Genomic DNA, 4,360 nt, shown 5'->3' on the forward strand with positions numbered 1-4,360 from the left:
TGTCTATCATGCTATAATATGTGTAGCGGATATATTGCAAGTTCCCTAAAGTGTTACCACTTTAGAACTTGTGAGGGTGGCAAGCCCCCCTTCAATCCCCCTTTTCAGAGAGCCGAAAGGCTCATAATGTGACGGTGGTAGCACCGAAGAAAGAGAGGTCAAAGGCATGAAAAAAGAAATGGATAAAATTCAGTTTGAGTACAGATACGAGGTGCAGGAGCTGATGAAAGTAATTGATAAATATGTAAAACAGAACCCGGCAGAAAAGGAAAATAAGACGCTGGAGCGTTTCTTTGACTTACTTGATGTCATGGATATGGAGTGGTAAGGGTATGAACAAGACAAGACCAAAGCAGTTATCATTCCGAGTAAGTGAAGAAGAATACCAGCAGTTGCAGGAGAAGATTTCAGAGAGTGGAAAGAACCAACAGGAGTATATCCTTTCCTGTGTGCTGGAGAAGCAGATCGTGAATACGGACGGTATCAAAGAACTTCTCCCGGAACTGAAACGGATAGGGAACAACCTCAACCAAATAGCAAAGCGGTGTAATGAGGGGGGGATGTTGCCGAGTGAAGCGGAAGTGCGGAAGCATGGAGAGGAGCTGAACAAAGTATGGCAGTCATTAAGGCGGTATCTTCAAAGGCGGGCATAGGGCACGCCATAGATTATGTGACGAAAAAAGAAAAGACAGAGGAGAAGCTTGTCAGCGGTCTGCATTGTGAGCCGGAGACGGTCAAGGAAGAAATGCAAGCCACAAAGGAGCTGTGGGGCAAGACGGATGGAAGAACCTATAAGCATTATGTGCAATCCTACCATGAGGACGAGGAAATAACCCCGGAGCAGGCTCATAAGAACGCTGTCGAGCTGGCAGAGCATACAAAGGCATGGAAAGGGCATGAAGTTCTGATAGCCACGCATATAGACAAGGGGCATATACACACGCACTTTATTGTCAATTCCGTAAATTATGAGAACGGTCATAAGCTCCAATGGAGTAAGCACGACCTTAAAGACTTAAAGGAACGATGTAACGAACAGAGCCGGGAACAGGGCTTGCATGTGCCGGAGAAAGGAAAGACATTTGCTGGAGAAGTCCGGGAAGAAACGGTGGCATGGAGCAAAGACACCTACCAGCTTTTGAAACAGGCAGAGCAGGGAAAGGTCAAGAGCTATGTGCAGGATATTGCCCTTGCGGTGCTGGATTGTAAGGAAACAGCGACCAGCCGGGAAACCTTTATCCGGCTGATGAATGAAAGAGGGTACGGGGTGGACTGGCAGGACAGCCACAAGTACATCACATATACCGACTTAGCCAGGGAACAGGCAGGAGAAAAGGCTTGTAAAATCAGGGATAACAAGCTGGAAAAATACTACAATATGGATTTTGGAAAGGAGAGTATGGAGCATGAGTTTGAGAGAAATGCACGAACAGCAGAAGCAGAGCAGTCCAAGAGAGCAGCTTCAAGAGTTAAACCGACAGAGCCGGACAGAGCTGGAAAACAGTCTGCTCAAAGAAGCGTTGGCGATGTCGAGCGAGAACTGCGAGGAATTGATGAAGCAGTCAAATCAAGAACAAGTAAGGGCAGAGCAGAACAGGCAGAGAGACGCAGAGCAGAACAGGAAGCTCATCAGCGAGCTGAAGCAGAGCGTAGAGCTGCTGAAGAACAGCAACGAATTGCTTCAAGACGCTATATCGGGCGAGATTGGGAGCCTGAAAGATGAGGTTAAGGAAAACACCGTCCAAGAGGTTAGAAAGGCGTTACAGGCGAATATAGAGGCTATACAGAGGGCTACAAAGCTTCTTGAGAAGCAGTCTGATACACTTACAAGCGTGATGAAGCAGAAGATCCGGGAGCTGGAGGAAAGCAAGAACAGCTTTTTCAGATATGAGGGCTTAAAGCTGTACCTGTTTTGGGGCGGTATGGTCTGTAATATTTTAGTGTTTCTTATGCTGTTATATGGTATGCTTGGCAAGTAAAAAGAAATCGACAAATCGGAAGGTTGAGAAAGGAGATTAGTCAATGAAAAAAATATTAGGAATCGTTGCTGGTATTGTTGGAATAATATCTGTTATTGTGGGTGTTGCATTGAAGATGAATAATAATGCTATTGCTATAATCGGAGGTGCAGATGGTCCTACCTCGGTATTTGTCGCAGGAAAGTTGAATAGTGTTCTTGTCAGCATCTTGCTTATTGCGATAGGTGTTGTGATGTTGATAGTAGCGATAATTTTTTATTTGAAGAGAAAAAGGTAAAATAATGTAGTGATAAGATAAGCGGTCAAGGCGAGAGGGAGTGAGGTGTAAAAGACTATGGAGAAAGAAAAAAGAGAGCAGGAGAGCTGCACAAGCTGCGCTTATAGGAAAGATTGGTATTGTCCCGTTGCCGGAGACCGTGTAAAGAGAGAGGGGCACTGTTCTGAATACGAGAAAAGTGAGATTGCGAAGGAAAAGTAGCAGTGCTATAATGGCAAGGAAAGGGAGAGAAAACCAGCCCTTTTTTAAGAGGTCAAAAATGTGCAATAAACTGTATTGATAATATAAGCCCCCTATAGGTGTTTTTAGGGGTGGGGAAAGGGAGAGAAAACCAGCCCTTTTTTAAGAGGTCAAAAATGTGCAATAAACTGTATTGATAATATAAGCCCCCTATAGGTGTTTTGGAGGGGAGAAAAAGGTGGTGGGAATATGGCAAAAAAACCGACTGAAAAGCAGTTGTATAAGCTGAAAAATGAATGGCTGGGGCAGTTCTTTGAGGAAGTGAAGCCGAAAGAGTTTTATCGGGCTGTTTTTCCAGAGGGAAGTTTTGAGAGAAAGGGGCATTTTGAGGACGGAAAGGCAAATGGCATTATAACCATAGTTGAGAATGATAAGGCGAAGAATCGGATTGTATTTGATGATTTGTCGGTCATTGATGAGGTCAAGGGGGCAGAGTTTGCTGTCATGTCCCCTGTGGCGTATTCCGGCAGAAATCGGACGGCAGCCAATGCAAGGTGGCTGTATGGGATAGCGATAGACCTTGACGGGGTGGAGATGCCGCAGCTCCGTGATGTGTTCCATCAAATGAACCATGATATTATCCCGAAATGCACTTACTGTATTAACAGCGGTCACGGGCTGCATTTATATTATCTGCTGGAAAAGCCGGTTCCCTTGTATAAGCATTTGCAGGATAAGCTTCGAGAGTTCAAGTATGAGCTGATTGCGAAAGTCTGGAACCGTTATACAAGCACTTTCACAGAACGGGAACAGGTTCAGTATCAGGGGATTTTTCAGGGCTTCCGTATGGTTGGAACGCAGTCAAAGCTGGGAAAGAGATACCCGGTAAAGGCTTTTGAAACGGGCGAGAGAGTGACGATTGAGTATTTGAACGGGTATCTTATGGATAAGAGCAAGGCGGTCACGGATTTTCACTATAAGAGCGATTTGAGTCTTGCCGAAGCCCGGAAGAAGTACCCGGAATGGTATGAAAAGCGAATTGTGCAGGGGGAGCGCCGTGAGCGCTGGCATGTCAAAAGGGACTTATATGATTGGTGGCTGCGGAAAATAAAAGAGGGGGCTTCTGTAGGGCACAGATACAGCTGCCTTTGCGTTTTGGCGTCCTATGCCGTTAAGTGCGATATTCCGGAAGATGAGCTTTTTACAGACGCTTTTTCCCTATTGCAGTTCCTTGATGATATGTCAGATGATGAGCATAACCGCTTTACCAAGCGTGATATACTGGACGCCATGCAGTTTTATCAAGAGAATTATGTCACATACAGTCGCAGGGAAGCCGAAAGAGTATCGGCTATTGCTATGCCAGCAAGCAAACGGAACGGAAGAAAACAGGCTGAACATTTAGAGCGTGCAAGGTTGGTACAAACATTGGATTATCCAAATGGAGCATGGAGAAATAAAGAGGGTAGACCAAAAGGCAGCGGAGAAAAGTCGAAGATTGTCGAAGAATGGAAACAGCAGCATCCGGACGGAAAGAAGATAGATTGTGAGAGAGAAACTGGGCTTAGCCGGCATACTGTATTGAAGTGGTGGAAGTAGGGTATACTTGAAATGCCGAAAGGCATATGCTATAATACCAGTAGGCGAAAATGACAGAAGTGCTCATGTGGCACAGCAAAAAGCCCCGGAGGTTGCGACTCCGGGGCTTTTCTATTCCGTTCTGGGTGGGTGGCTTAATCCCAAGGCTGGCTACCAGTTATTCTTCTCCGTCCAACCATTTGCAGATGTAGTAGGCAACTACACTTGCCAAAACAGAGAGAAAAAATGACAGAAGTTCACTCATGCGGTTCACCCCCTTTCTCTACCTGTCTGGGGGCGGTAGCGTCGTTCATTATATCACAGGGGCAGAAATGCCACAAGAAGC

6 protein-coding genes are annotated in these 4,360 nt (G+C 45.6%); all 6 read left to right on the forward strand.

Translation table 11 applies throughout. The annotated features are described in order from the left end of the window. Positions 1 to 166 precede the first annotated feature (166 nt). Positions 167 to 328 carry a hypothetical protein gene (locus ETP43_RS17265; protein WP_004614779.1) on the forward strand — a complete coding sequence of 54 codons (162 nt, stop codon included), beginning with the start codon at positions 167 to 169 and terminating at the stop codon, positions 326 to 328. Between the two features lie 4 nt (positions 329 to 332). Beyond that, complete coding sequence (locus ETP43_RS16910; protein ID WP_226981078.1) at positions 333 to 653, forward strand: MobC family plasmid mobilization relaxosome protein; 321 nt, start codon at positions 333 to 335, stop codon at positions 651 to 653. Next, positions 614 to 1,723 carry a relaxase/mobilization nuclease domain-containing protein gene (locus ETP43_RS16915; protein ID WP_055215572.1) on the forward strand — a complete coding sequence of 370 codons (1,110 nt, stop codon included), beginning with the start codon at positions 614 to 616 and terminating at the stop codon, positions 1,721 to 1,723. Before ETP43_RS16910 ends, ETP43_RS16915 begins: the two co-directional genes overlap by 40 nt. Positions 1,724 to 1,835: 112 nt before the next feature. Continuing rightward, positions 1,836 to 1,979, forward strand: coding sequence for a hypothetical protein (locus ETP43_RS17850; protein WP_242648933.1), 144 nt, complete (start codon positions 1,836 to 1,838; stop codon positions 1,977 to 1,979). A 43-nt stretch (positions 1,980 to 2,022) separates the two neighbouring features. Then, a complete protein-coding gene (locus tag ETP43_RS16925) occupies positions 2,023 to 2,256 on the forward strand; it encodes a sodium ion-translocating decarboxylase subunit beta (protein WP_008399593.1) in 234 nt (77 codons plus the stop codon). Between the two features lie 429 nt (positions 2,257 to 2,685). Then, positions 2,686 to 4,035 carry a hypothetical protein gene (locus tag ETP43_RS16935; protein ID WP_055154201.1) on the forward strand — a complete coding sequence of 450 codons (1,350 nt, stop codon included), beginning with the start codon at positions 2,686 to 2,688 and terminating at the stop codon, positions 4,033 to 4,035. Positions 4,036 to 4,360 lie beyond the last annotated feature (325 nt).

Source organism: Blautia faecicola (genome assembly GCF_004123145.1).
Classification (GTDB): Bacteria; Bacillota; Clostridia; order Lachnospirales; family Lachnospiraceae; genus Oliverpabstia; species Oliverpabstia faecicola.